25 protein-coding genes and 1 other RNA gene are annotated in these 23,098 nt (G+C 63.9%); 14 read left to right on the forward strand and 12 right to left on the reverse strand.

Features of this window, described 5'->3' with window-relative positions:
• Window positions 1-151: 151 nt before the first annotated feature.
• Window positions 152-628 carry an Lrp/AsnC family transcriptional regulator gene (locus tag FJW10_RS15565; protein ID WP_140900779.1) on the forward strand — a complete coding sequence of 159 codons (477 nt, stop codon included), beginning with the start codon at window positions 152-154 and terminating at the stop codon, window positions 626-628.
• Window positions 629-674: 46 nt separating this feature from the next.
• On the opposite strand, the gene FJW10_RS15570 is transcribed toward FJW10_RS15565, so the two are convergent.
• Together FJW10_RS15570 and FJW10_RS15575 are read right to left on the reverse strand one after the other, a co-directional pair.
• Window positions 675-872 (reverse strand): hypothetical protein, encoded by a 198-nt coding sequence (locus FJW10_RS15570; protein WP_027168755.1) that lies wholly within the window; start codon window positions 870-872, stop codon window positions 675-677.
• Between the two features lie 145 nt (window positions 873-1,017).
• Entirely contained in the window at window positions 1,018-1,503 is a 486-nt protein-coding gene (locus FJW10_RS15575) for a thioesterase family protein (protein WP_140829092.1), read from the reverse strand.
• A 186-nt stretch (window positions 1,504-1,689) separates the two neighbouring features.
• Between FJW10_RS15575 and FJW10_RS15580 the strand changes: the two genes are divergently transcribed.
• Entirely contained in the window at window positions 1,690-3,102 is a 1,413-nt protein-coding gene (locus tag FJW10_RS15580; RefSeq protein WP_140900780.1) for an FAD-linked oxidase C-terminal domain-containing protein, read from the forward strand.
• A 94-nt stretch (window positions 3,103-3,196) separates the two neighbouring features.
• Window positions 3,197-3,715, forward strand: a complete 519-nt coding sequence (locus FJW10_RS15585; RefSeq protein ID WP_140900781.1) for a hypothetical protein — start codon at window positions 3,197-3,199, stop codon at window positions 3,713-3,715.
• A 24-nt stretch (window positions 3,716-3,739) separates the two neighbouring features.
• On the opposite strand, the gene FJW10_RS15590 is transcribed toward FJW10_RS15585, so the two are convergent.
• Entirely contained in the window at window positions 3,740-4,708 is a 969-nt protein-coding gene (locus FJW10_RS15590) for a Dyp-type peroxidase (protein ID WP_140900782.1), read from the reverse strand.
• 195 nt (window positions 4,709-4,903) lie between these two features.
• On the opposite strand from FJW10_RS15590, the gene FJW10_RS15595 reads away from it, so the two are divergent.
• Window positions 4,904-8,845 (forward strand): AsmA family protein, encoded by a 3,942-nt coding sequence (locus FJW10_RS15595; RefSeq protein WP_140900783.1) that lies wholly within the window; start codon window positions 4,904-4,906, stop codon window positions 8,843-8,845.
• A gap of 36 nt (window positions 8,846-8,881) precedes the next feature.
• Here FJW10_RS15595 and FJW10_RS15600 read toward each other — a convergent pair whose 3' ends face one another.
• Window positions 8,882-9,310: a helix-turn-helix domain-containing protein gene (locus FJW10_RS15600; RefSeq protein ID WP_140900784.1), complete on the reverse strand. Its 429-nt coding sequence runs from the start codon at window positions 9,308-9,310 to the stop codon at window positions 8,882-8,884.
• A gap of 170 nt (window positions 9,311-9,480) precedes the next feature.
• Here FJW10_RS15600 and FJW10_RS15605 point away from each other — a divergent pair, with 170 nt between their 5' ends.
• Window positions 9,481-11,283 carry a chloride channel protein gene (locus FJW10_RS15605; protein ID WP_140900785.1) on the forward strand — a complete coding sequence of 601 codons (1,803 nt, stop codon included), beginning with the start codon at window positions 9,481-9,483 and terminating at the stop codon, window positions 11,281-11,283.
• 3 nt (window positions 11,284-11,286) lie between these two features.
• Here FJW10_RS15605 and FJW10_RS15610 read toward each other — a convergent pair whose 3' ends face one another.
• The 4 genes from FJW10_RS15610 to FJW10_RS15625 all read right to left on the reverse strand — a co-directional run bounded on the left by FJW10_RS15610 (window position 11,287) and on the right by FJW10_RS15625 (window position 13,061).
• A complete protein-coding gene (locus FJW10_RS15610; protein WP_140900786.1) occupies window positions 11,287-11,514 on the reverse strand; it encodes a ribbon-helix-helix domain-containing protein in 228 nt (75 codons plus the stop codon).
• A gap of 9 nt (window positions 11,515-11,523) precedes the next feature.
• A complete protein-coding gene (locus FJW10_RS15615) occupies window positions 11,524-11,721 on the reverse strand; it encodes a DUF4169 family protein (RefSeq protein WP_140900787.1) in 198 nt (65 codons plus the stop codon).
• A gap of 9 nt (window positions 11,722-11,730) precedes the next feature.
• Window positions 11,731-12,261 (reverse strand): SspB family protein, encoded by a 531-nt coding sequence (locus FJW10_RS15620; RefSeq protein ID WP_140829109.1) that lies wholly within the window; start codon window positions 12,259-12,261, stop codon window positions 11,731-11,733.
• A 116-nt stretch (window positions 12,262-12,377) separates the two neighbouring features.
• A complete protein-coding gene (locus tag FJW10_RS15625) occupies window positions 12,378-13,061 on the reverse strand; it encodes a TetR/AcrR family transcriptional regulator (protein ID WP_140829111.1) in 684 nt (227 codons plus the stop codon).
• Between the two features lie 209 nt (window positions 13,062-13,270).
• Here FJW10_RS15625 and FJW10_RS15630 point away from each other — a divergent pair, with 209 nt between their 5' ends.
• Complete coding sequence (locus FJW10_RS15630; RefSeq protein ID WP_140900788.1) at window positions 13,271-14,473, forward strand: multidrug effflux MFS transporter; 1,203 nt, start codon at window positions 13,271-13,273, stop codon at window positions 14,471-14,473.
• A gap of 44 nt (window positions 14,474-14,517) precedes the next feature.
• Here the strand turns inward: FJW10_RS15630 and FJW10_RS15635 are convergent, their stop codons facing one another.
• Window positions 14,518-15,078: an AAA family ATPase gene (locus FJW10_RS15635; RefSeq protein WP_140900789.1), complete on the reverse strand. Its 561-nt coding sequence runs from the start codon at window positions 15,076-15,078 to the stop codon at window positions 14,518-14,520.
• Between the two features lie 100 nt (window positions 15,079-15,178).
• Window positions 15,179-15,539: a transfer-messenger RNA gene (gene ssrA, locus FJW10_RS15640) on the reverse strand.
• Window positions 15,540-15,707: 168 nt separating this feature from the next.
• Between ssrA and FJW10_RS15645 the strand changes: the two genes are divergently transcribed.
• Both FJW10_RS15645 and FJW10_RS15650 read left to right on the forward strand, forming a co-directional pair.
• A complete protein-coding gene (locus FJW10_RS15645) occupies window positions 15,708-16,019 on the forward strand; it encodes a DUF2853 family protein (RefSeq protein WP_140900790.1) in 312 nt (103 codons plus the stop codon).
• A gap of 143 nt (window positions 16,020-16,162) precedes the next feature.
• A complete protein-coding gene (locus FJW10_RS15650; protein ID WP_140900791.1) occupies window positions 16,163-16,957 on the forward strand; it encodes a thymidylate synthase in 795 nt (264 codons plus the stop codon).
• Window positions 16,958-16,972: 15 nt separating this feature from the next.
• Here FJW10_RS15650 and FJW10_RS15655 read toward each other — a convergent pair whose 3' ends face one another.
• Window positions 16,973-17,182: a molybdopterin-binding protein gene (locus tag FJW10_RS15655; protein WP_040995706.1), complete on the reverse strand. Its 210-nt coding sequence runs from the start codon at window positions 17,180-17,182 to the stop codon at window positions 16,973-16,975.
• Window positions 17,183-17,349: 167 nt separating this feature from the next.
• Here FJW10_RS15655 and modA point away from each other — a divergent pair, with 167 nt between their 5' ends.
• From modA to FJW10_RS15675, 4 genes are all read left to right on the forward strand, one after another.
• On the forward strand, window positions 17,350-18,144 hold the full coding sequence (modA, locus tag FJW10_RS15660) for a molybdate ABC transporter substrate-binding protein (RefSeq protein WP_140900792.1): 795 nt from the start codon (window positions 17,350-17,352) through the stop codon (window positions 18,142-18,144).
• 22 nt (window positions 18,145-18,166) lie between these two features.
• Entirely contained in the window at window positions 18,167-18,871 is a 705-nt protein-coding gene (gene modB / locus FJW10_RS15665; RefSeq protein WP_140829122.1) for a molybdate ABC transporter permease subunit, read from the forward strand.
• On the forward strand, window positions 18,868-19,980 hold the full coding sequence (modC, locus tag FJW10_RS15670) for a molybdenum ABC transporter ATP-binding protein (protein ID WP_140900793.1): 1,113 nt from the start codon (window positions 18,868-18,870) through the stop codon (window positions 19,978-19,980). The genes modB and modC overlap by 4 nt, the downstream gene beginning before the upstream one ends.
• A gap of 88 nt (window positions 19,981-20,068) precedes the next feature.
• Window positions 20,069-20,410 (forward strand): winged helix-turn-helix domain-containing protein, encoded by a 342-nt coding sequence (locus FJW10_RS15675; protein ID WP_140755223.1) that lies wholly within the window; start codon window positions 20,069-20,071, stop codon window positions 20,408-20,410.
• A gap of 115 nt (window positions 20,411-20,525) precedes the next feature.
• Here FJW10_RS15675 and cobF read toward each other — a convergent pair whose 3' ends face one another.
• A complete protein-coding gene (gene cobF, locus FJW10_RS15680; protein ID WP_140900794.1) occupies window positions 20,526-21,290 on the reverse strand; it encodes a precorrin-6A synthase (deacetylating) in 765 nt (254 codons plus the stop codon).
• Window positions 21,291-21,417: 127 nt separating this feature from the next.
• Between cobF and FJW10_RS15685 the strand changes: the two genes are divergently transcribed.
• Both FJW10_RS15685 and FJW10_RS15690 read left to right on the forward strand, forming a co-directional pair.
• Window positions 21,418-22,431 (forward strand): DUF4424 domain-containing protein, encoded by a 1,014-nt coding sequence (locus FJW10_RS15685; RefSeq protein WP_140900795.1) that lies wholly within the window; start codon window positions 21,418-21,420, stop codon window positions 22,429-22,431.
• The gene (locus tag FJW10_RS15690; protein ID WP_140829131.1) at window positions 22,431-22,949 is read left to right on the forward strand and encodes a dihydrofolate reductase; all 519 of its coding nucleotides are present in this window, start codon (window positions 22,431-22,433) and stop codon (window positions 22,947-22,949) included. Before FJW10_RS15685 ends, FJW10_RS15690 begins: the two co-directional genes overlap by 1 nt.
• Window positions 22,950-23,098: the final 149 nt, after the last annotated feature.

A 23,098-nucleotide genomic window follows, 5' to 3' on the forward strand; every position in this document is an offset into this window, starting at 1 on the left:
GGACGGGCATCGATATCACCGCTGGCCTGCTTTGCAGCCGGAATTTGCGTTTGAACTTTCATAGGAGCATTATCGCAGGCAAAATTCACGGAATACATGCGCAATAAACAGCTGGGTGCGTGGTTTCGCTTTCTGATGGAAGAGATTCGATTTGAAAAACCTTCGAAGTGAAAATGTCGACCTCGACGCGATCGATTTGAAGGTCCTGCGTCTGCTGGAAAAGGACGCGCGCATCAGCATGGCGGAATTGGCGCGCGCGGTCGGGCTGTCGGCGCCGAGCGTGGCGGAGCGCATCCGCAAGCTGCAGGAGAACGGCGTGATCGAGGCCTATACGGTCAGGATCAATCCGGCCGCTCTCGGCATGAAGCTGTCGGCATGGCTGAGAATAAGGCCCGTGCCGGGACAGCTTTCGGTGGTAGCGGACATCATCCGCGAGCTGCCGGAAATCGCGCAATGCGACCGGGTCACCGGCGAGGACTGCTTCATCGCGCTCGCCCATGTCGGCTCTGTAAGCGACCTCGAGCGGGTGATCGACCGGATTATCCCCTATGCGATGACCAACACCGCCATCATCCAGTCGTCACCGGTCGAGCCGCGCTCGCCGCTGGGCGGGTTCAAGCAGCTATGACCGGGCAGCTATGACTGGGCAGCGATGATGAGGCACCGACGATGGATCAAGCGTGGCCGCGCTTCATGCGCGCCTGCTTCAGAATGGCGCGCCAGCGGATCATGTCGAACGGGATAGGTTCGTTGTTGTTGGCGATGTGGAAGATCTCATTGTTGACGTTCTTCAGCGATCGCCAGAAATCATAGTCGGTGATGCGTGGATCGGCCGCCAACCGTTCCACTTCGACCTTGATGTCGGTTTTCATGCACTGTCCTCGCACCGCATTCCGCCAGCCGCCCGCGCGTAAACCCGGTAGGGCGGTTTTCGAACGCACCGGTGAGTCGTTCAACGGACTCAACCGACTTGTTCACGTTAAAACCTTGGTAAGGTTAACGCGGGCGCGCGGGTTTTCAAGCACTCTTGCGCTTGATGCCGATCGAGCGACCGGCGCGCTCCGGCATCGGCAGCGCCGCATGGGCGGCGCGCATGGCCTCCAACTTGGCCATCACGTCGGCGGGGAAGGGGGCGACCTTCGGTCCTTCCATGTCGACATGCAGCGACAGCGTTTCGGATGTGGCGGCAAGCCAGCCGTCGACATGGCGGATTTCCTGATAAGTTCTCAACCGCTTGTCGTCATGATCGATGAGCTGGAACGATACCTTGACCGTGTCGTGGAGATGCAGCTCGCGTACGTAGCAGACATGGACTTCCGCGGTGTAGACGCTGAGGCGGCGCTCCTTGGTATAGCTCGAGTCCACTCCCATCATTTCGAACGCTTCGTCGGTGCCGCGATCGAACAGCACGTTGTAATAGGCCATGTTGAGATGGCCGTTATAGTCGATCCAGTCGTTCTCGATCGCCAATGGGCGGGAAATGATGGGCGCGGGGATCGTCATATGGTTTCCTTGAGCGTCGCTGGACAGAGCGTAGTTGGTGAGGTTCTCTTTGTTCTGGCGCAATTCCGGCTGGAGGGCTCCGGCGAGAGGCCGAGCCTAACCCTTCGCACTTTTCCTGGAATTGCTTTACGCATCATCCATAGCTGCATAACAAGGGTGGCCGCTGGTCCATTCGCGGAGGAATTCATGGCTTTGAGCGACCTCAGTCCGGTCGAACGCAACGAGGAAGGCATCGCCGCGGTGCTCGGCATCCTCAAGCAGCGCTTCGGCGAGCGCTTCCAGACCGGCGAGGCGATACGCGGCCAGCACGCGCACACCACCACCTATATCCCGACCCAGGCGCCCGACGGCGTCGCTTTCGTCGAGACGACCGCGGACGTGCAGGAGATCGTACGCGCCTGCGCTGTCCACCGCGTGCCGGTCATCGCCTTCGGCGTCGGCTCCTCGCTCGAGGGCCACACCAACGCGCCGGGCGGCGGCATTTCCATCGATACGTCGCGCATGAACCGGATCCTCGCCGTCAATCCGCAGGATCTCGACTGCACCGTCGAGCCCGGGGTGACGCGCGAGGACCTCAACCGGCATTTGCGCGACACCGGCCTGTTCTTTCCGATCGATCCGGGCGCCAACGCGTCGCTGGGCGGCATGGCGGCGACAAGGGCTTCCGGCACCAACGCGGTGCGCTACGGCACCATGCGCGAAAACGTGCTGTCGCTGACCGCCGTCATGGCCGATGGCGAGACCGTGACGACCGGCAAGCGGGCGAAGAAAAGCTCGGCCGGTTACGACCTGACGCGGCTTCTGGTCGGTTCGGAAGGCACGCTCGGCGTTATCACCTCGCTGACGCTGAGACTGCAGGGCATTCCGCAGGCGATCTCAGGCGGCGTCTGCCCGTTTCCAAGCCTGGAGGCCGCCTGCAACACGGTGATAGCCACGATCCAGATGGGCATCCCGGTGGCGCGCATCGAACTGGTCAACGCGCTGCAGATGCGGGCGATGAAGAATTATTCCAAGCTCGACTATCCGGAGAGCCCGTGCCTGTTCGTGGAGTTCCATGGCAGCGAGGCCGGCGTGGCCGAGCAGGCCGAGATGTTTGGCATGATCGCCGAGGAGAATGGAGGAGGGCCGTTCCTGTGGACCAGCGTCGCGGAGGAGCGGACAAGACTCTGGAAGGCGCGGCACGACGCCTATTGGTCGTCGCTGACGCTGCGCCCCGGCGCCAAGGGGCTGTCGACCGACGTCTGCGTGCCGATCTCGCGGCTTGCCGAATGCGTCATGGAAACCGAGGCCGACATTGCCGAGATGGGGCTTGTCGCGCCGATCGTCGGCCATGCCGGCGACGGCAATTTCCATGTGCTGGTGCTGATGGATGTCGACAATCCTGAAGAGATCGCGCTCGCCGAGAAATTCGTCGCCCGGCTCAACATGCGCGCGATCGCCATGGAAGGCACCTGCACCGGCGAGCACGGCATCGGCCAAGGCAAGGTCGGCTTCCTGCGGCACGAACTCGGCCATGGCGTCGATGTCATGCGCACGATCAAGCAGGCGCTCGATCCGCTGAACATCATGAATCCCGGAAAGATACTGCCGTCGACGTAGATATTTCTCCCGCTTGATTGCATCGCCGTTTGGTCGCAGACTCGGTCCCGGAGATCCGAGACGGGCGCAGGCTTCATAACGGAGGATCGAAGCGATGGCGATTTCACGCAAGGAAGAGGCTCGCGCGCTTAGCGTGGATGAACAGGATCTCGTTGCGAAGTCGCATCATCCCGTGGTTCAGGAGCTTGCGGACGCCGAACTTGCCAATCTGGTCAAGCTGTTGCGGGAACGGCGCGACAAAGCGCAAACCGAGGCGCATCGGCGGCGCCGGGAAATGCGCGGCAAGGGTGCTCCGAAGGGCGCCGTGGCGTCGAAGGCCGACGGCGGATCCCGGTTGAAGCTGGAAGTCCTCGCAATGGCCATGCGGCGGTTGAACGGCGAAGCCGAACGACGCCGTCAGCTCGCTTCGCGCCTCTCGTTGGTCGAGAACGCCCGCAAGGCGTTGGCCAGCAAAAAGGCCGTCGCCAATGGGCCGGACTTCAACACGCGCACGGCGCACGGAGGCGCGCGGGCGATAGCAAGCAAAAAGGCGCAGAGCCTGGTTCGGCCGGCGGAGCGTGGCCGTCAGCGAAAAGCGGCGGCGGTGGCTCAGGCCAAGCGCGACGCGCGGTAAGAAACTCTCCTGGGCTGGTGCAGCTTATTCCTGCACCCCTTCGGTCAATTTCTGCAGCATGGGCCGTGTCGGCGCGAAGAACGTCGTGCCGGTATGCGGCGTCGAGAAGTCGAGCAGCCGGTCGTAAGCGCCTGGCGGTTCGCCGACATACATGCGCTGCAGCATCTTCTCGATCACCCACAGATAGCGCGTGTAGCCGATGAAATAGGTGCCGAACTCGTTCTGGCCGGGGCGGCCGAACGGCATGTTGTCGCGCAGGATGTCGTATTCGTTGCCGGCGTCGTCCTCGATCGTGGCCAAGGACTTGTGCGACTTGCGCGGCTTGTCGTCATCATCGATCTCGATGTTGTCGATCTTGGTGCGGCCGATGATTTCTTCCTGGACATGCGTCGGCGTTTTGCCCCAAGCGGCCATGTCGTGCAGGTATTTCTGCACGACCACGTAGCTGCCGCCGGCAAAGTCGCCGTCCTCGTCGCCGACCAAGGCGGAGTCGGGCAGGTCGAGGCCGGTCGGATTGGCGGTGCCGTCGACGAAGCCCAGCAGGTCGCGCGCGTCGAAATAGCGAAAGCCGGACACCTCGTCGGCGACGGTCACGCTGGCACCAAGACTGTTCAGTATGATGCGCTCGAACTCGAAGCACATGTCGGGCCGCTCGGCGCGGATGTGGAAAAGGAGATCGCCCGGCGTCGAGGGCGCCGAATGCGCCGAGCCCTCGATCGGCGCGAAGGGTTTCAGCTCGCGTGGCCGGCGGTTGGGCGACAGGCGGTTCCAGAGCCCGGCGCCGACGCCGGCGATGCAGGACAGCCGGCCCGACAGGTCGCGGAAGCCGACATTCTTGACGAGGTCGTCGAGCTCGCCCAGCACCGAAGCGACATTCGAAAGCGCCGCCCTGTCGCTGCCGACGGTCACAACAAGGAAAATCGCGGCTTGCGACAGCGGCGCGTCGACGCTCTGCGCGTCGATCGGCACTCTATCCCAGTTCTTGCCTGACATCGGGAACACTCCGTGTTGGGTTCAGATTCATGGTGGCCAAGGACGCGGCCGGAAGGGCAGGAATTTGCAAAAGAGATATCGCGACCGCGAGCGGTCACGCAACTGGAGACGTTGGCGGCTGTCGCACGCTGAATTGCCTCTTTATCGACACGCGGATGCGGGTAGAGTGCGGCTGACTTTCAACCCGGGAAACAGATGCTCGCCCGCCTGTTCGTGATCTTCGGTGGCCTGTTCGTGCTGGTGCTGTGCGCGGCGCTGGTGGTGCCGTATTTCATCGACTGGACGGGTTACCGAGGCGATTTCGAGCGCGAGGCGAGCGCCATCCTCGGCCGCAAGGTGACGGTGAAGGGCGACGCGACGGCGCGGCTGTTGCCGTTTCCGTCGGTGACCTTCTCCAATGTGGAGGTGGCGGGAGGGCCGAAAGGCCAGCCGGCGATGACGGTCGAGACCTTTTCCATGGATGCCGAGCTTGCGCCATTCCTGCGCGGCGAGGTGCTGATCTTCGACATGCGGCTGGTGCATCCGAAAGCCACCATCAACGTAGCCGGCGACGGCACCGTCGACTGGACGCTCCGGCCCTCGACGCCCTTCGACCCAGGCCAGATCGCGATCGAGAAGCTGTCGGTAACCGAAGGGCAGATCGAATTGCGCCACGCCGCCGGCGGGCGCAGCCATCTGATCTCGGAGATCAACTCGACCATTTCGGCCAAGGCGCTCACCGGCCCATGGCGCATGGACGGAACGCTGCGCTTCGACGGCCTGCGCGCCGACGTCTCGGCTTCGACCGGCAAGGCGGAGCCGGACGGCCAGATGCGGCTCAGGCTGAAAGCGGATCCCGATGCCTATCCGCTGATCATCGAAACCGACGGCAATGCCGGCATCGTCAAGGGCGCCGCGGTCTATTCCGGCCAGTTCAAGATTTCGGGTGACGACAGGAATTCGGCCCAACTGCGCGGCAACGAGGGCCAGCCGGTCAAGATCAGCACCGGCAAGCCCGACCCAGGCTTCCGGCTGAACGGCAAGTTCGCGCTCGACCACCAGAAGCTCGATGTCGACGAGTTCCGCTTCGAGACAGGGCCGCTCGACAATCCCTATACCGCCGACGGCAAGGCCTCGGTCGATCTCGGCCTGAAGCCGCATTTCTCGGTCGAGGCCAGCGGCGCGCAGGTGCAGTTCGACGAGGCCGTCGGCGGGGCCGCCGGCGCCGGCTTGACGCTCGACCAGCGCATCGCTGCATTCGAGAGGACGCTGCAGCACATGCCGAAGCCGACCATACCGGGCACGGTCGAGGTCAGGCTGCCGGCGGTGGTGGCGGGCGACACGACGGTGCGCGACGTGCGGCTGTCGGCCGAGCCGGTCGAAGGGGGCTGGTCGGTCAAGTCGCTCGCCGCGACGCTGCCGGGCCGCACGACGCTCGAAGCCGACGGCATGTTGAGCGTGGAAGACCATTTCGGCTTCACCGGCTCGTTGCTGCTCGCCGTCGGACAGCCATCCGGCTTTGCCGCCTGGCTGTCGAAGGATGTCGACGAGGCGATACGCCGGCTGCCCGCGGCAGGCTTCAAGGCCAAGGTCGATCTCAGCGAGAACCGGCAGTCCTTCAGCGATCTCGAGCTCATCCTCGGCAAGGCGAAGTTTGCGGGCAGCATCGATTCCAGCCAGGCGGATGGCGCCAGGCCGTCGGTGCTGATGCGGCTGACGGGCGGCGAGATGGACCTGGACGGGCTCGCCGCTTTCGCCTCGATCTTCATCAGCGACAAGGGCGCTAACCGGTTTTCGGACCGCGATCTCGATTTCCAGATCAAGGCGGGTCCAGTCAGCGCTGCCGGGCTCAGCGCCGACACCGTCGACACGGCGCTGCGGCTGCGCGAGGGCCTGCTCGAGATCGATCGGCTTTCGATCGGCGGCCTGGCCGGCGCCTCGATCAGTGCCACGGGCCGGGTCAAGGATTTCCCGCAGAGCCCGACCGGCAAGCTCAACGCTTCCGTGGTGGCGATGGACCTCAAGCCGCTAATCGATGTCGCGGCACAGCACTATCCCGACAATGGCGTGCTCAAAGGCCTGGCCAGCCGCGCGGCGGCCTATCCCGAACTGTTCCAGGACGCGCGCATTGATCTCTTGACCAGCGCCGCCGACAATGGCGATGGCACCACGGGCTTGGCGCTCTCAGCCCAGGGGAAGGCCGGCGGCTCGGCCTTCTCGGCGTCGCTTTCCGGCAAGGGGACCGCGGACAAGCTCTCCGAGGCGCCCGTGTCGATCACCTTCAACGCCCGCAACGACAATGCCACCACGCTGCTTGCGCTTTACGGCCTGCCTGCGCTGCCGCTCGGCATGCTCGGCCACGCCAATACCGACGTCTCGGCGAAGGGCTCGGTTGCCGGCGGTCTCGCGACCAGCTTCAACCTGACGGCCGATGATTTCAGGGCAGGCTTCGACGGAACAGTCGCCTCGACGGCGCAAGGCCCCACCGCCAAGGGCAAGGTCAGTCTCGATGCCGCCGATATCGAGCCGTGGCTGATGACGACGGGCGTAGGCCTGCCCGGCATGGGAACCGGGACAGCAACGTCGCTGGCGGCCGATGCCGATTTCGGCAATGGGCTCCTAGTGCTGAGCGGTCTCACCGGTTCGATCAACAAGGCGGCGGTGTCCGGCGACATCAACATCGACGCCAAGGATGGGCTGCCACATCTTGCCGGGGCGCTGGCGCTCGACGAGCTCGACCTCGATCCGCTGGCGGTCTCGCTGTTCGGCGACCAGGCTTTCGCCCCCGCCAAGGGCGGCTGGCCAACGACGCCGTTCAGCCAGAAGTCGACGCTGCCGTTCAACGCGGATCTCGATCTCAACACATCGGCGCTCGCCGTCGGGCCCTTCGCCACGGCGCATGACGCTTCATTCTCGCTGAAGCTCGATCGCGAAGGCATCCACGTCTCCGACCTCAAGGCGAAGCTCTACGGCGGCGATCTGACCGGCCTGTTCGACCTGAAGAACACGGAGGGCACCGGCCTGTTCTCCGGCCAGATGAGGCTGGCCGGCAGCGATCTTTCCGCGGTTCTGCCCGGCGCCGGTATCGGCGGCAGCGGCGATCTTTCGACGGCGCTGTCGACCAGCGGCAAATCCGTCGACGCCATGATTGCGGCCCTGTCCGGATCCGGCACGGCGGCGCTGAAGGGATTGAAAGTGGACGGCATCAATCCCGAAGGCTTTGCCGCCATGATCGCCAAGGCCGACGCGATCGGACGCGACATCGACACGGCCAAGACGGCGGAGTTCGCGTCCCAGATCGCCGGCGAGGGCAGCTTCGCCGCCGGCGATACCGATGTGGCCTTCACCATCGCCAACGGCACGTTGCGGGCGCCGCCGATCAGCCTCGACAATCCCGGCGCGACCTTGTCCGCCGACGTGACGGCCGATCTCAACACGAGCACCGTCACGGCAAAGGGGGCGCTGACCTACCGTCCCGGCGACGAGGCGCTGGTCGGTTCCGAACCGGCCGTCAATTTCAGCCTGGCCGGTCCGCTTGGGGCTACCGCGCCCCGGTTCGACAGCGGCCCGCTGGCGCAGTTCCTGACGCAGCGCGCGCTGGAGAAGGAACAGCAGCGCGTCGAGGCGATGCAGGCAGCGCTCTTGGAGAAGCAGCGGCTGCGGCGCGAGGTACGCTATTACGCGGCGCTACAGACGGAGCGCGACAACGCGGCCGAGGAGTTGCGCCGGCAAGAAGAAGAGGCGCGGCAGAAGGCCGAGGCGGACGCCAAGGCGAAGGCCGAAGCGGAAGCGGAAGCACAGGCGGAAGCCGAGGCAAAGGCTGTAGCCGACGCGAAAGCCAAAGCGGATGAAGAGGCCAGGGCCAAGGCGGAAGCCGACGCCGAGGCTCAGGCCGAAGCGGACGCCAAGGCGAAGGCCGATGCACAGGCGAAGGCCGAGGCCGAGCAACGGGCCGCGGACGAGGCGGCCAAGGCACAGGCCGATCGCAAGAAGGCCGAGCAGGCGAAGCTGGAAGCGGCACGCAAGGCGGCCGCGCAAACGCCAAAGGCCGAGGAGGCGCTGCCCGGCGTCAATGATGGTTCGACTTCAGCGCCGGCGAAGCCGAAGGCCAACCCGTTCACGATCGACAATCTGCTGAAATCGCTCGACGGCGGTTGAACACACGTCACACGCGTAGCGAATTAGCCACCGCGCTCAGGACTGTTCCTGGCGCGAGAGCAGGCGCCGCAGCATCGGCTCAATGCGAGAAAGCTCGTCGAGATGCACGGCCGACAAATCGGCCAGGCGGTCGTCGGCCAAGGGTGTCAGTTGCAGCAGCACACGCCGGTGATCGCCCTTGTCCTGATCGCGTATGACCAGGCCCGCCTCGGCAAGGCGGTTCACCAGCTCCACCGCGCTGTGATGGCGGATGCGCAGCCGCTCGGCAAGCTCGCCCACCGCAACCGGTCCGCCGCCTGGAAACCCTTTGATCGCCAGCAGCGCCTGGTGCTGGCGCGGCGTGAGGCCCGCCTCGTTCGCCTGGACCTGGCTGAATTCGAGAAAGCGGCGGATCAGATAACGGAACTGGGATAGCCGCTGGTAGTCGGCCTGGCTGATGGCGGGGCGTGATTTCGGCGGCGTCATTTCCCGACTTATGGTCTTTTCCCGAAAAAGCTCAACTGCCCGTCGCGGTCCCTGTCCAAAATGACGCGATGCAGCGATTGAAACAGCCTTGCGGATTTATATCGTATTACGATATTAGACCGCCTGAAACCGGACGGCCTTCGCGCCGCCAGAAAGTTCAGGCTCCCAAAATGAAACCTGCTCGCGCCGGCAACGGCAATCTTCGCGACTTCACGACCGATCCGCGTGTTCTGCTGATCGCGGCCATTGCCGTCGTGGTGGCGACTGCTGGGCTCTTCGCCGGCATCGTGCTTCTGCAGCTCATCCGTCTTGCCACCAACATCGCCTATTTCGGCCAGTTCTCGCTGGCCGAACTTAAGCTCGAGGACTCGCGGCTGGGCTATGCCGCCGTGATCGTCCCGGTAATCGGCGCGCTGATCATCGGCCTGATGGCGCGCTTCGGCAGCGAGAAGATCCGCGGCCACGGTATTCCCGAGGCCATCGAGGCGATTCTGCTCGGACGTTCGCGGCTCGACGCCAAGGTCGCGGTGCTGAAGCCGCTGTCGTCGGCGATCTCGATCGGCTCGGGCGGACCGTTCGGCGCCGAAGGCCCGATCATCATGACCGGCGGCGCCATCGGCTCGCTGATCGCGCAGATGCTGCCGGTCAGCGACAATGAGCGCAAGACGCTGCTGGTGGCGGGTGCGGCGGCCGGCATGACGACGGTGTTCGGCACGCCGATCGCCGCCATCATGCTCGCCGTCGAATTGCTCCTGTTCGAATGGACGCCGCGCAGCTTCATCCCGGTCGCCGTCGCCGCGATCGTCGCGGAAGTCGAGCGCAGCCTGCTGCACCTGCCGGGTCCGATCTTTCCGTTCTCAGGCACCATGGAGGTCTCGATCGCCGGACTGGGCGGCTGGGTGCTGGTCGGCATTGCTGCCGGGCTGCTTTCGGGTCTGCTGACGCAACTGGTCTATGCCTGCGAGGACGCCTTCCTGAAGCTGCCGATACACTGGATGTGGTGGCCGATGATTGGCGGCCTGATGGTCGGCATCGGCGGTCTGATCGAGCCGCACGCGCTTGGCGTCGGCTACGACAACATCGCCAATATGCTCGACGGCCGCATCGTCGCGACCGCCGCGCTGCTGCTTCTGGTGGTGAAGGCCATCATCTGGTCGGTTGCGCTGGGGTCCGGGACCTCGGGCGGCGTGCTGGCGCCGCTGCTCATCATGGGCGGCGCGATGGGAGCGGTGCTGTCGGGCATCCTGCCCGAGGCGAGTCCCGGCTTCTGGCCGCTGCTGGCGATGGCCGCGACCATGGGCGGCACCATGCGCGCGCCGCTCACCGCAACCTTCTTCGCCACCGAGCTCACCGGCAACACACATGTCCTGGTGCCGCTGATCGCGGCCTGCGCCACCGCTCACGCGGTCACCGTGCTGTTGATGAAGCGCTCGATCCTAACCGAGAAAGTCGCGCGGCGCGGGCATCACCTCGTGCGCGAATACCGCGTCGATCCTTTCGCTTTGACAAGGGTCAAGGAAGTGATGACGACCAAGGTCGAGAGCGTGCCGGCGACGATGACGCTGCACGGCGCGGCGACGTTCCTGACCGCGCCGGACACGCGGCACCCGAGCTTCCCGGTGGTCAACGGGGAGGGGCATGTGCTCGGCGTCATCGATCCGCCCGCGATCCTGCGCTGGCGGCGCGCCGGCAAGCATCGCAGCACGACGCTCGGCGAATTGCTCGCCGGCAGCAAGATCACGCTGGCTTATCCGGACGAATATCTGGAGGCGCTTTCCGACAAGCTTCTGCTCGCCAATGTCTCGCATCTGCCGGTCGTCTCACGCGAGGATGAACGGCTCGTCGGCTATATCGGCTGGAAAGACATGATGCGGGTAAGGTCGAAAAAGCAGGCGGAGGAGCGCGACCGTTCGGCCCTGCTCAGCTTCGGCGCCAAGCGCAAGGTAGAGCAAAGCGTGGGCGATCGGGCTTAGGCATCACGACGCCGCGCCGCCGCGCTTCGCCCAGGCCAGCACATAGAGCCTCAGCGCGGACGACAGGTTGGCGTCGCGGGTGCGCGTCTCGTCGATCTCCGCGACCAGGGCCGCGAGCGACAGCGAACGCTGCGTGGCGATGGCGATGAGGTCGTCGTAGAAAGGCTGTTCCAGGGAAAAGCTGGTGCGGTGACCGCGGATCGTTACAGAACGTTTTTCGACCGCGGCCATTGCACGGACTCAGCGCTCGCCGGGGTCGTCGGGTTTTTCCCGGCGATGGCCAGCCACGAATTTCTCGGCCTTTTGCGATGCCAGCCGGTCACGCTCGCGCTCCGTCCTCGAGCGGCCGTGCAGCGCCCGGTTCTCGCCGGCCTGGCGTTCCTTCTCGATGCGCGCTTTGTGCTTGCGGGCCTGGCGGAGATTGACGACCTCGCCCATGGCGCCGGGCTACTTCTTGCGGAAGGCGTCGAGCGAAACGACGTCGGCGCCCTTGCCGCCGGTCTCGGCGACCGCCGGCTTCTTCTCGGCCTCGGCAGCCTTCTTCTTCGTTTCGGCCTTCTTCTCGGGGACGACGGCGATCGGCTCAGGCGCAGGAGCGGCGGCCTCGTCTTCAGCGCCCTCCGTCTTGACGTCGAATTCGAGCTCGAAATTGACCGACGGATCGTAGAAGCCGCGCACGGCGGAGAAGGGGATTTCGAGCTTTTCCGGCACGTCGGAGAAGGAAAGCCCGACCTCGAAGCCGGCATCCGTCACTTTGAGGTCCCAGTACTGGAACTGGATGACGATGGTCATCTGCTCGGGATAGCGCTCGCGCAGCCTGGACGAGATGCGCACCCCCGGCGCGCCGGTCAGGAAGGTGATGAAGAAATGATGATTGCCCGGAAGGCCCGTGCGCGCGACTTCGGCCAGGACCTTGCGCATGACACCGCGCAGAGCTTCCTGAGCCAGAATGTCGTAGCGGATGTGGTCGTCGGCCATCTGATGGTCGGGTTCCGTTGAATCGTCCGCATAGCTGTAATCAAGCTTGAGCGCGGCGTAAACCGCATATAGGCGCAAAGCCGTGAGGCCAAGAGGGGTACCGGCGATTTGATCGCTCAGGCATGAACGAGCGCCGCCTGTTTGCCGGCTGGCGATTTCTTCCTCGCGAATGCGCTGAGGAAGGTCCGCACACCATTGGTGGCGGAGCTTAGCATCTCTTCCTCGGTCGGTGCGCCGCCCAGCATGAACGTGATCTGAAGCTCGGCGTTGACGAGGGCGAGGAACTGACGCGCCGCGACGTCGGGGTCGCCGATCGACAGGTGACCGGCGAAGGCAAGCCGGGCGAAGCGCGCGGCAAGCGCCGACCAGGTGCGGCCCGGGCCTTGTTCGCGCCATTCGGCAAACAGTTCCGGATAACGCCCGCCTTCGGCCTGGATCAGCTTGCGCAGGAAACGGCCATCGCGGTTGCAGATGCAATTGCGGTTCATGCGCACCGCAAAGGCGACCAGGTCGGCTTCCAGGTCCGTGGGCTGATCGGGAAAGCTGGCGATGGTGGCGAAGATGCCCGCATTGCAGCGCTCCGTCAGGTCGCGCACGACGGCGACGAAGAGCTTTTCCTTATCACCGTGATGGTTGTAGACGGTTTGGCGTGAAACGCCGGCCTCGGCCGCGATCAGGTCGATATTGGCGCCTGCATAGCCCTCCCGGCAGAATACGGAGGCAGCAGCCTCTACCACCGACACCCGCTTGGCCTCGTGGCTGCGTGGCGGGAAAGTGTCAGGAGAAATGCCGTGTTTCATGAAAATCTATATAGCGGTGATTGACGAATTGGACAAGCCTGTCTAAATTTGTGGACACAATAACAGGAAGTCTGCGCTGCCGAGACGAACAAGTTCGCTCTAGTGACGAATGAATTCGCTCTCAGGTGTCGGATTTCCGCGGGATGGAACGTCCTGGGTTCAGACGCCGATATTCGCGGCGGCAACCAGATCCGAAAAGAGCCTTAATCATGAGTCCAAAATTCCTCCGCATCGCGGTCGTGCTCGGCTTGTTGTCCGCGATCGGCCCGTTTGCGATCGATATGTATCTTCCCGCGCTGCCTTCGATCGGCCAGGATCTGCATGCCGGCACAGCCGCCGTGCAGATGAGCCTTCTGATCTTCTTCCTGTCGATGGGCTTCGGGCAGATCGTCGTCGGCCCGATCTCCGACATGGTCGGCCGCAAGGCGCCGCTTTACGCCGGCCTTGCGCTGTTCATGGTCGGCGGTGTCGGTTCGGCGATGGCGCCGACCATCGAGTGGCTGATCGCCTTCCGCTTCCTGCAGGGGCTTGGCGCCAGCGCCGGCATGGCGGTGCCGCGCGCCATCGTGCGCGACCTGCACACCGGCAATGAAGCCGCCAAGCTGATGTCGCTTTTGATGCTGGTGTTCTCGGTGTCGCCGATCCTGGCGCCGCTGACCGGCAGCCAGATCATCGAGAGTTTTGGTTGGCGCGCCGTGTTCTGGACGGTGACGGGTGCCGCTGCCTTGGCCACCATTCTGCTCGCCACCTCGCTCAAGGAGACGCGGCCGGTCGAAGAGCGCGCCGGCTCGTCCTTCGGCACGGCGCTTGCCGGCTACCGCTACCTGATGGGCGACCGCAACTTCCTTGGCCTCGTGGCGATCGCGGGCTTCGGCATTGCGAGCTTCTTCGTCTATTTGTCGAGCTCGTCCTTCATCCTGATCGACCATTACGGCCTGTCGCCGTCGGTCTACAGCGTGTTCTTCTCGATCAACGCGGTCGCCTTCATCGGCATGTCGCAGCTGACCGGGATGCTGGCCGATCGCTTCGGGTTGAAGCGCGTCGTCTGGGTGGCGGTCACCGGCTATGCCACGGTGATGGTGGCGCTGTTCGCGATCATGGCCTCGGGTGTCGACCGGCTCGACGTGATGGCCGCACTGCTCTTCGTCGGCTACGGTTTCCTTGGCCTCGTCATCCCGACAACCTCGGTGCTGGCGATGGAAGAACATGGCGAGATCGCCGGCACGGCCTCGGCGCTGATGGGTACGCTGCATTTCGCCATCGGCGCGCTGGCGATGGGCGTCGCCGGCATCTTCTTCGACGGCACGCCGCTGCCGATGGTGGCGGGCATAACGCTCTGCGCGGTGATTTCTTTCACGCTGGCCAAGCTGACGCTCGGCCGCTCGCGCGAAGCGGTCGAGGCGGCGGAGTAAGCAATCACAGACAAGACAGAAAGGCCGGGCATGCCCGGCCTTTTTCATGTCTGTTGCAAGCCGGCCTGATCGATGACGAAGCGCAACCGTTCCTCGACCGGAGCGAGAGGCAACGGCACCAGTTCGTAACCGAGCTCCACATAGACGCCGGTCACCGAGCGGAATGTACGCTCGGCCTCGTCGAGCGTCTGCTTGCGCTCCTCGTCCTGGGTGAAGATCTCCGGCCAGGGCGGCGCGACGAAGACGCGGCGCGCGTAGCGAAATTTCCTCGCAGCGCTCGTGAGGTGGTCCGGCACCGGCAGGCCGCAGAGCCTGAGATAGCCGACCGAGTCGGGCGCGCCGCGATCGAAGAAGATCGGGCCCGGTGGTTCGGCATGCGCGGCGTGCCATGAGCGCAGCTCCCACGACAGCATCAGTTCGGCAAAGAGCGCGCGATCCTGCCAGGGAAGGGCAGGGCCGCCGATGGCCATCTGGTCGCGGATGATACCGCGACCGGCCTCGGGCGCCGTCGCGAAGCCCTGGGCCCGCAGCGCTTCGATCAAGGTGGTCTTGCCGGAACCTGGACCGCCGGTCAGCACGAAGAATCGGCCGCAATCGTTTTGCATCGCTTGTCCATTGAGGATGGGCGGCAAGGCTGTACGCCGCGCATCGAGCGCCGGACGAGCCTTGGCCGTTCGGTTGGCGGGAAGAAGCAAAAGAGGGGAAGGTGGAGGTTTCTGTTGCCAGGTACCTCCGAACCCCGCCTAGAAGTGCGAACCGCTAGGGCTTGATTTGAAGCGTTCGCGCCGCATTAAGCAGCGAGACGAGCTTCCGCATAGTTGTCGTTGGCAACTATAAGTTTAGCCCGATGACGGTGGTACAATGCCGGGCAAAAGTACGATCTTTACACCTTCGTCGATCCTATTTCGCCCCCAGCAAAAGCCGCTCCGTCAGCCAGAGCGGTTTTTGGTGGAGGCGCCGGGTACCGCCCCCGGGTCCGAACGGCTTATTTCATCGCCTGTTTATCGCCATAGTCGGTCAAGCCGACGAAACGAATATAGGGATCGATAACGGAAAAAGAAAGGCCAAACCGGCGCTTATCCGATTATGCCAAACTGCGCAGCCAAGGGTTGACTTGCGCGGCCACTCAATCAAATCTCGCTGCCGGTGAGGAGTCTCCGACCTAACGCACAGGTTGCGTAGCGCGCCACAACCCTCACCGATCGGATCGGTGGCGCCGACGAGGGGAAGTTTGATGGCCGACTATCTTGCGGATGTGAAGAAATACGATGCCAGCGCCAGCGCCGACGCGGTCGATAAGATCGTCAAGCATCTGGGCATTGCGCTCAGGAACCGCGATTCCTCGCTGGTGTCCTGCACCGACCCGAAGGAGCTCGACCGCGTGCGGGAGAACTGGATCGGCAAGAAGCTCGGCATCGCGGATGCCGCAAAGGCGAATGCCTCGATCGAGAAGACCTGCAAGGCGATGCATGCCGACAACACCAAGAGCCGCGTGACCTTCTACTATCTGGTTGCCAAGGACCTCGGCAAACTCGGATTTCTGTAAGGCACAGCCACCCCGCGGCCGGCACGAAACCGTGCCGGTGCCGTGGGTTTTTTGGCGCGATCCATATCCGCAATCTGCTTTGCGGTGTTCGATCGGCTGTCGGTCGGGTATGATTGTCTGTTACCCGAATCGAGGCAGAGCCGATGCGCCAATATCTCGACCTGTTGAAGCATGTGCTGGAGAACGGCGCCGACCGCGGCGACCGCACCGGGACAGGAACGCGCTCGGTGTTCGGCTACCAGATGCGCTTCGATCTTTCGCGCGGCTTTCCGGTCACGACCACGAAGAAGCTGCATCTGAAGTCGATCATCCACGAGCTTTTGTGGTTCCTGGCCGGCGACACCAACATCAAATATCTCAACAACCATGGCGTCACCATCTGGGACGAGTGGGCCGACGAGAATGGCGATCTTGGACCGGTCTACGGCAAGCAGTGGCGCTCATGGCCGGACGGGCATGGCGGCGAGATCGACCAGATCGCGAATCTTTTAAAGGAGATACGCAAGAATCCTAGCTCGCGCCGGCTGATCGTCTCGGCCTGGAACCCGGCCGAAGTCGAGGCGATGGCGCTACCGCCCTGCCACTGCCTGTTCCAATTCTACGTTTCGGAAGGCCGGCTCTCCTGCCAGCTCTACCAACGCTCGGCCGATATCTTTCTCGGCGTGCCGTTCAACATCGCTTCCTATGCCTTGCTCACCATGATGGTGGCGCAGGTGACCGGGCTGAAGCCCGGCGATTTCGTCCACACGCTGGGCGACGCGCATCTTTATTCGAACCATTTCGAGCAGGCGCGCGAGCAGATGCGGCGCACGCCAAAGGCCTTGCCGACGATGTGGATCAATCCGGAGGTGAAAGACCTTTTCGCCTTCCGCTTCGAGGATTTCCGCCTCGAGAACTATTTCGCGGATGCCAACATCAAGGCGCCGATCGCGGTATGAGTGAGCCTCGCCGGCTCAGTCGATGCCGACCATGACGTCCGAGGCCTTGATCACCGCATAGGCCTGCTTGCCTTTCTCGAGCGCGAGGTCGGCGACCGCTTCGTTGGTGATCGAGGAGGTGACGATGACGCCGCCGCCGATGTCGATCCTGACATGCGAGGTGGTGGCTCCCTTGACGATCTCGGTGACCTTACCCTTGAGGATGTTGCGGGCGCTGATCTTCATGCGTCTGTCCTTTGAGCTTCGCCGTTCCGTTTCGCATTCATCGTAGGCTGAGACCACGCCGGCGCACAATGCCGTGGCAGGCGAAAAGCCTTCCCTTGTTATGTTCATGCGGATATATCGATCCGAGGCTTTGGGCCGTACGGATTTTGAAACCAGGGAGAGATTCCATGACGGGCAAGGGTTTTGGGTTGAAGGCGGCAGCTATCGGCGGTCTGGCGGCAATGCTGATGGCGGCAGTGCCGGCTGCCCATGCCGACGACGAGGTGATCGTGTTTGCCGCGGCGAGCCTCAAGGACGCGCTCGACGCGGTCAACAAGGCCTGCGAGCCGGAAGTCGGCGAAGCCGCCACCATTTCCTACGCGGCGAGCTCGGCACTGGCCAAGCAGATCGAAGGCGGCGCGCCGGCCGACATTTTCGTCTCGGCCGACCTCGACTGGATGAAGTATCTCTCCGATAAAAAGCTGACCAAGCCCGATACCGAGGTGAAGCTGCTCGGCAACCAGATCGTGCTGGTGGCGCCGAAGGATTCCACGGTCGAGACCAAAGTCGAGAAGGGCTTCGACCTCGCCAAGCTGATCGGCGACGGCAAGCTTGCCATGGGCGATTTCAAGGCCGTGCCCGCCGGTAAATACGGCAGGGCGGCGCTGGAATCGCTGGGCGTCTGGTCGTCGGTCGAGGGCAAGGTCGCGCAGGCCGAGAATGTGCGCGCCGCACTGAAGCTGGTGTCGACGGGCGAGGCGGCGCTGGGCATCGTCTATGCCACCGACGCGCATGCCGAAAAGGGCGTCAAGGTCGTCGGCACCTTCCCGGAAGATTCGCATCCGCCGATCATCTACCCGATTGCCCAGACCGCGGATTCGAAGGACAAGGATACGGCTGCCTTCCTGAAATGCGTCGAATCGGCCAGGGCCGCCGAGCTCTTCAAGGAGCAGGGTTTCACGGTGCTCGCGCCGAGCAACTGAGAAAGAGCGCGCAAGCATAGCTATGAACTGGCTGCTGGACCTCACTCCCGACGAATGGAATGCGGTCCGGCTGTCGATCAAGGTGGCGACGGTGGCGATGCTCGCCAGCCTGCCGCCCGGCATCCTGCTCGCGCTCCTGCTCGCGCGGGGGCGTTTCTGGGGAAAGACCCTGCTCAACGGGCTGGTGCATCTGCCCTTGATCCTGCCGCCGGTGGTGACCGGCTATCTGCTCTTGCTCACCTTCGGCCGGCGTGGCCCGGCCGGCGCCTTCCTTGCCGAGCATTTCGGCATCGTCTTCTCGTTCCGCTGGACGGGCGCGGCACTGGCCTGCGGTGTGATGGGCTTTCCGCTTATGGTGCGGGCCATCCGGCTGTCGATCGAGGCGGTCGACCGCAGAATCGAGGCCGCCGCCGGCACGCTCGGCGCCAATCCGCTCTGGGTCTTCGCCACCATCACGCTGCCGCTGATCCTGCCCGGCCTGATCGCAGGCGCGATCCTTTCCTTCGCCAAGGCGATGGGCGAATTCGGCGCCACCATCACCTTCGTCTCCAACATCCCCAACGAGACGCAGACGCTGCCCTCGGCGATCTACACCTTCACGCAGGTGCCGGGCGGCGATGAAGGCGCGCTCAGGCTGACGCTGATCTCGATCGTGATCTCGATGGTCGCGCTGGTCGCTTCGGAAGTGTTGGCGCGGCGGGTCGGCCGGCGAATGGACATCGAATGACGCTCTCCGTCGATATCCAGCATCGCCTCGGCGATTTCGCCGTGGAGGCGCGTTTCGAGAGCGCCGGCCGGCTGACGGCGCTGTTCGGGCCGTCCGGTTCGGGCAAGTCGACGTTGATCAATCTGATCGCGGGCCTGATCCGTCCGGACAAAGGCCGTATCTCGGTCGACGGCAAGGTGCTGGTCGACACCGCCGCGCGCATCTTCGTGCCGATGCACAAGCGGCGAATCGGCATGGTGTTCCAGGACGCGCGACTGTTCCCGCATATGAGCGTCGCCGGCAATCTGCGCTACGGCCGCTGGTTCACACCGGCTTTCGAGCGCTACGCCAAAATGGATGCGGTGGTCGACCTGCTCGGCATCGGTCACCTGCTCGACCGGCGGCCGGCGAAACTGTCGGGCGGCGAAAGGCAGCGGGTCGCGATCGGCCGCGCGCTGCTTGCCAGCCCGAAAATGCTTCTGATGGACGAACCGCTCGCCTCGCTCGACGAGGCGCGCAAGGCCGAGATCCTCCCCTATATCGAGCGGTTGCGCGACGAGACGAAGATCCCGATCGGCTATGTCAGCCATTCCGTCGCCGAGGTGGCGCGGCTGGCAAGCGACGTGGTGGTGCTTTCGCAGGGCAAGGTCGCGGCGTCGGGCCCGACCGAGGCGATCATACGGCGGCTGGATCTGTTGCCGGCGGAAGAGCGTGCCGAAGGGGGCGCCTTGCTCGACACCGAGGTTCTGCGCCACGACGAGGCCTTTGGTATGACGGTGCTTGCCTCGCAGGCCGGCGAGATCCGCGTGCCGAAACTGGCGCGGGCGGCCGGCGCTCCGGTTCGCATTCGCGTCCGCGCCCGCGACGTGATGGTCGCCATCGAGAAACCCGCCGGACTCAGCGCGCTCAACATCCTGCCGGGAACAATCGTCAGCATGAAGCCGGGCGAGGGGCCCGAGGTCGAGATCGGCATCGATTGCCGCGGCGCGGTTGTGATCGCGCGGATCACCGAACAATCGCGGCAGGCGCTTGGTCTCAAGCTGGGAAGCCAGGTCTTCGCGGTCATCAAGACTGTGAGCTTCGATCGCGCAAACACCGGCGCCGGCCTGCCGGCCGAAGCCGACGTTTGAGGAGCTCGATCATGTCGCTATGTATATTTGGAATAGCGCTATCTTCCCGCAGGGACTATTGTCGTGCCGTGAAATCCGAGGAGATGAAATGCCGTCGCTCAGCCTGCGGATAAATCTCGATCCCGACGGCCGGATCGGCCCGGGCAAGATTGAACTCCTGGAGCAGATTGCCGCCTTCGGCTCGATCTCGGCCGCGGCGCGCGGCATGGAGATGTCCTACAAGCATGCCTGGGATCTGGTCGAGGACATGAACCGTGTGTTCGGCAAGCCGCTGGTCGCGGCGCAGACCGGTGGCCGAAAGGGCGGCGGGGCGCAATTGACATCGGTGGGGCTGGCCGTGGTCAGCCGGTTTCGCGCCATAGAGCGAGCCGCTTCATCGGCCGCCGCCATTCATATGCAGGCCTTGCAGGCGGAGATCGATGCGGGATGAGGCAGTAGGCAGTAGGCAGTAGGCAGTAGGCAGTAGGGTATGATGTCCTGGATGCTCGAAAGCGGGGCCCCTATCGCCTCCATTATCTTACTGCCTATTCCCTACTGCCTACTGCCTAATCCCCTGGCTTCCTCAGCAGGTAGGTGTCCATGATCCAGCCCTTCTTTCGCCGGGCTTCCTCGCGAACCCTTTCGATTTCGGCGCTGACATCGCCCAGCCGGCCGGAAATGACGATCTCGTCCGGTGTGCCGAGATAGGCGCCCCACTGGATGAGGACGTCCTGGTCCGTCAGCGTGTTGAAGGCGCATTTGCCGTCGAGCATGACCACGGTCGAGCCGGCATTGGCGGCCAGGCCTTCCTCGGTCAGCCGCCGGCCGGTGGTGACCAGGATCGAATCGCCGATGCGGTTGAGCGCGGTCGCGTGGGCGGCGGCCAGCGCCTGGATCGCGGTGATGCCGGGGATGACTTCGAGCTCGAAACCGACATTGCCTCTGAGGCGAACGCGTTCGAGGATACGCAGCGCGCTGTCATAGAGCGACGGATCGCCCCAGATGAGGAACGCGCCGCAACCGTCGTCGGCAAGCTCGTCGCGGATCAAGGCCTCATAGATCTCGGCGATCGCCTCGTGCCAGTCGTCGACGGTTGCCCGGTAAGACGATGTCGGCTCGGCCCGAACCGGCACATCGAACTCGACACGGCGCGATTTCGGATTGGTGACGAAGCGGTCGCATATCTGCCGGCGCAAATCGGCAAGATCGTTCTTCTTCGCTCCCTTGTCGGGAATGAACAGCACGTCGGCACGGTTCAGGCCGTTGATGGCCTGTACAGTCATGTGGTCGGGATTGCCGGCGCCGGTGCCGATGACGAGAAGCTTGCGCATGGCGCTCTCCTGCCCGATCGATGGCGCGGTGTCCAGAAGTCCCGATGCCCGATGACGAAGGGCTTTGAAACGGCGCCCTGAAACGGTAGATGAAAAGACGCCCGGTATCGCCGTCGAGGAGGGGTCCATGTTACGCACCGTACTGACCGCAGCGCTGGCAATCATGGCCGCTCCGGCCTGCGCCAATGATTCCGTCGCCGAGCTCGGCACCGGCGGCCTGATCCTGTCGCGAAGCGATGCCGTCGCCATGCAAAGCGAGGATCTTTTCATCTCGCCGGAGAAGGTGACGGTCGACTATGTGTTCCGCAACAACACCGACAAGGATGTCAGCTCCATCGTCGCGTTCCCGATGCCTGACATCGAGGGCGATCCGAACGAGATGCCGGCGATCCCGGAAGCGCAGAGCGACAATTTCCTCGGCTTCGAGGTGACGATCGACGGCGTCGACGCGAAGCCTCAGCTCGAGCAAAGGGCGTTTGCGCTGGGCATCGACATCACCGCGGATCTCAAGGCGCAGAACGTACCGCTCTATCCGTTCGGCGACGCCGCCAAGGCGGCGCTGGCGAAACTGCCCAAGGATGTCGCCGAGGATTGGGAAAACCGTGGCATCATCATCGAGGATACCGCCGATGACGGCTCGGGCACGAAAACCGCCTATGCGCCGTTCTGGCAATTGCGCTCGACCTATTGGTGGCGCTCGACCTTCCCGGCCAACAAGGAAGTCCATGTTTCGCATCGCTATAAGCCCAGCGTCGGCGGCACTTCCTCGGTCAGTTTCTTCTCCGACGGCCAGTTCCAGGGCCAGTATGCGGCCTACAAGACCCGCTATTGCATGGACGGCGCATTCGAGAATGCGGTCCGCAAGGCGGCCAAGGAGAATCCCGACGGCTATCCGAAATATTACGAGAGCCGGATCGCCTACATCCTGAGCACGGGGGGTAACTGGGCCTCCGGCAATATCGGCAATTTCAAGCTGACGATCGACAAGGGCGGCCCCAAAAACCTCGTCTCCTTCTGCGGTGACAATGTCAAAAAGATCGGGCCGACGACGTTCGAGATCACCGCGAAGGATTTCTATCCCGAGCACGACATCGACATCCTGCTGCTGGAGCCGTCGGACAACGGCGGGAATGGCGGCTGATGGACATCGCGATCTATGTCGCCATCGCCGAAAACGGCGTGATCGGACGCGAAGGCGGCCTGCCGTGGCGGCTCTCCACCGATCTCAAGCGGTTCAAGGCCGACACGATGGGCAAGCCGATCATCATGGGCCGCAAGACCTATGAAGGCATCGGCCGGCCGCTGCCCGGCCGTCTCAACATCGTGGTGACGCGCGATAAAACCTGGCGGGCCGAGGGCATCGAGGTGGCCCACTCGCTGGATGACGCGATCGCGCTGGCCAGGGTGCGCGGCCGCTGCATGGCGGGAGCGGAGGAGATCTGCGTGGTCGGTGGCGGCGAGATCTACGCCCAGGCCTTGCCGCTCGCCGACCGGCTGCATGTGACGCACGTGCTGGCCAGCGTCGATGGCGACGCGCATTTCCCACCGATCGACCCAAATGTCTGGCAAGCCGTCAGCGCCGAGGATTTTCCCGCCGGAGAGAAGGACAGCCACGCCACGCGTTATACGGTTTACGAGCGCCGGCGCGACGATCGTTGACGACGACAAAGGGTCGCTACCGATCCAAATCGCATGGGGACGGTGGCACATCGCGTTGAAAGCGGGTCAAGGCGTCCCTATAGAAGAACGGTGTGCAGCGGTACAACGTCCAACCGGACGCGCAAGAGGCCGCCGTAATACTTTGATTT

It is taken from the genome of Mesorhizobium sp. B4-1-1, from assembly GCF_006439375.1.
Lineage (GTDB): Bacteria > Pseudomonadota > Alphaproteobacteria > Rhizobiales > Rhizobiaceae > Mesorhizobium.

Coding starts and splice junctions, on each gene's coding strand:
- FJW10_RS15570 (WP_027168755.1), bottom strand. CDS start 872: ATGAAAACCGACATCAAGGTCGAAGTGGAACGGTTGGCGGCCGATCCA.
- FJW10_RS15575 (WP_140829092.1), bottom strand. CDS start 1,503: ATGACGATCCCCGCGCCCATCATTTCCCGCCCATTGGCGATCGAGAAC.
- FJW10_RS15580 (WP_140900780.1), top strand. CDS start 1,690: ATGGCTTTGAGCGACCTCAGTCCGGTCGAACGCAACGAGGAAGGCATC.
- FJW10_RS15585 (WP_140900781.1), top strand. CDS start 3,197: ATGGCGATTTCACGCAAGGAAGAGGCTCGCGCGCTTAGCGTGGATGAA.
- FJW10_RS15590 (WP_140900782.1), bottom strand. CDS start 4,708: ATGTCAGGCAAGAACTGGGATAGAGTGCCGATCGACGCGCAGAGCGTC.
- FJW10_RS15595 (WP_140900783.1), top strand. CDS start 4,904: ATGCTCGCCCGCCTGTTCGTGATCTTCGGTGGCCTGTTCGTGCTGGTG.
- FJW10_RS15600 (WP_140900784.1), bottom strand. CDS start 9,310: ATGACGCCGCCGAAATCACGCCCCGCCATCAGCCAGGCCGACTACCAG.
- FJW10_RS15605 (WP_140900785.1), top strand. CDS start 9,481: ATGAAACCTGCTCGCGCCGGCAACGGCAATCTTCGCGACTTCACGACC.
- FJW10_RS15610 (WP_140900786.1), bottom strand. CDS start 11,514: ATGGCCGCGGTCGAAAAACGTTCTGTAACGATCCGCGGTCACCGCACC.
- FJW10_RS15615 (WP_140900787.1), bottom strand. CDS start 11,721: ATGGGCGAGGTCGTCAATCTCCGCCAGGCCCGCAAGCACAAAGCGCGC.
- FJW10_RS15620 (WP_140829109.1), bottom strand. CDS start 12,261: ATGGCCGACGACCACATCCGCTACGACATTCTGGCTCAGGAAGCTCTG.
- FJW10_RS15625 (WP_140829111.1), bottom strand. CDS start 13,061: ATGAAACACGGCATTTCTCCTGACACTTTCCCGCCACGCAGCCACGAG.
- FJW10_RS15630 (WP_140900788.1), top strand. CDS start 13,271: ATGAGTCCAAAATTCCTCCGCATCGCGGTCGTGCTCGGCTTGTTGTCC.
- FJW10_RS15635 (WP_140900789.1), bottom strand. CDS start 15,078: ATGCAAAACGATTGCGGCCGATTCTTCGTGCTGACCGGCGGTCCAGGT.
- FJW10_RS15645 (WP_140900790.1), top strand. CDS start 15,708: ATGGCCGACTATCTTGCGGATGTGAAGAAATACGATGCCAGCGCCAGC.
- FJW10_RS15650 (WP_140900791.1), top strand. CDS start 16,163: ATGCGCCAATATCTCGACCTGTTGAAGCATGTGCTGGAGAACGGCGCC.
- FJW10_RS15655 (WP_040995706.1), bottom strand. CDS start 17,182: ATGAAGATCAGCGCCCGCAACATCCTCAAGGGTAAGGTCACCGAGATC.
- modA (WP_140900792.1), top strand. CDS start 17,350: ATGACGGGCAAGGGTTTTGGGTTGAAGGCGGCAGCTATCGGCGGTCTG.
- modB (WP_140829122.1), top strand. CDS start 18,167: ATGAACTGGCTGCTGGACCTCACTCCCGACGAATGGAATGCGGTCCGG.
- modC (WP_140900793.1), top strand. CDS start 18,868: ATGACGCTCTCCGTCGATATCCAGCATCGCCTCGGCGATTTCGCCGTG.
- FJW10_RS15675 (WP_140755223.1), top strand. CDS start 20,069: ATGCCGTCGCTCAGCCTGCGGATAAATCTCGATCCCGACGGCCGGATC.
- cobF (WP_140900794.1), bottom strand. CDS start 21,290: ATGCGCAAGCTTCTCGTCATCGGCACCGGCGCCGGCAATCCCGACCAC.
- FJW10_RS15685 (WP_140900795.1), top strand. CDS start 21,418: ATGTTACGCACCGTACTGACCGCAGCGCTGGCAATCATGGCCGCTCCG.
- FJW10_RS15690 (WP_140829131.1), top strand. CDS start 22,431: ATGGACATCGCGATCTATGTCGCCATCGCCGAAAACGGCGTGATCGGA.